The organism is Bifidobacterium sp. UTBIF-68 (genome assembly GCF_006408855.1).
In the GTDB taxonomy this organism is placed as follows: domain Bacteria; phylum Actinomycetota; class Actinomycetes; order Actinomycetales; family Bifidobacteriaceae; genus Bifidobacterium; species Bifidobacterium reuteri.
Genome location: NZ_JFAN01000068.1, coordinates 1 through 1,458 on the forward strand (window position 1 = coordinate 1; position 1,458 = coordinate 1,458).

Sequence of the window (1,458 nt, forward strand, 5' to 3'; positions counted from 1 at the left end):
GGCTCTTCGGGTGTTTGTGTGGGTGTGGAGCACTGGTCCGGCCTTCTGGTTATTGGCGTCCGGGGAGTTGGAGGTCGAGTCCTCCGCATTTGAGCATGACGAGGCTGATGAGGTTGTCGAGGTTGCGGTAGCCGTAGCCGATTTTGATGGTGGTCTTGATCTTGTTGTTGATGGCCTCGAGCCTGGCGTTGGACAGTCCGGAACGGATGGTTGTGAGGATGTCGAAGTGGCGTCGGGCGATCTTCTCTCCGAGAGGGACGAATCCCGGGATGCCGGACAGGAACGCGTCCGCGGCCCATTGGCGCAGCAGGGGCGCGGCCTCGTCCGCCGTCTGCTTGAGGATCATCCTGAGGCGTTCCTTGAGCTTGTACGCCTCCCAGAGGGTCTCGTTGGTGTTGGCGACGCATTCCAGTTGCGCCTTCTGGCCGGCGGTCAGGTCGCCCTCGTTCTTCAGCAGCGCCCATCTGGCACCCTTGATCGGGTCCTTGGCGCCTTTCCGGGCCGTGCCGGCCTTTCTGGCCTCGCGCCATGCGGCGGTGCGGACCTTGTCGAGCGCGTCGGTCGCCCAGGACACGATGTGGAACCCGTCGAGGATGCGTTCGGCCTGCGGGCACCAGCGGAACGCGCACTCGTCGATCCATCTGGCCCCGTCGCCGGTGATCACCTGGATGGAGGCGCGCTGCTCCTCGGTGAGCGTCTCGAAGAACAGGTCGAACACCTTCTCGCCATGGCCCGGGTGCATCCAGACCACGCGTCCGCGGTCGTGGTCGATGACCACGGTCATGTACTTGTGGCCCTTGCGGTAGCTGGTCTCGTCCACGCCGATGGAACGCAGCCCGTCGAACAGGCCCGCCCCCTGTTCGGCCCGCAGGTCGTCGGCGACCCTCTTGCACACGGGGCCCACGCTCTTCCAGTCGATGCGCATCAGCGCCGACACGGCGCTTCTGGGCGCGTGCACGCTCAGCCAGGCGACCTGCTGCTCGAAGTCGCGCGTGTACGCGCTCTTCCTGCGCGCCCACGGCGCCATCGTGACCGTGACCCCGTGCTCGCGGCACATGACGCGCCGGGGCGCGTACTCCAACAGCAGGCGCGCGCACCCGAGGTCGAGGTGGCGCCAACGCCGCACGCCCAGCCGGTCGTACGGCCGGCCGTGCCTGCCGCACCTCGCGCACCGGTCCATATCATGCGCGTACGGGCGCACCGGCACGATGACGACGGTCCCGTCACGCGGGTCGTCCTCGACACGGGGCGTGGAGACCACGACGTTGGCGGGCAGGTGCAGCATGCGCTTGAGCGCGCCGGCTGATATGGTTGGCACAGGCGTTCCCTTGTTCCGGTTCTACTTTCTTGGCGGAAACAAACCATACAGGAGAACGCCCCTTTCGTATCCCACACACGAAAAAGCCCCGGCGAAGACGCCGAGGCACAACACCCCACCACACAAACTGGCGAAGACTC

1 protein-coding gene is annotated in these 1,458 nt (G+C 66.1%); it reads right to left on the reverse strand.

The window, feature by feature from the left end; all coding sequences use genetic code 11:
* Positions 1 to 49: 49 nt before the first annotated feature.
* Positions 50 to 1,318, reverse strand: coding sequence for an ISL3 family transposase (locus tag BW14_RS11805; protein WP_140464874.1), 1,269 nt, complete (start codon positions 1,316 to 1,318; stop codon positions 50 to 52).
* Positions 1,319 to 1,458: the final 140 nt, after the last annotated feature.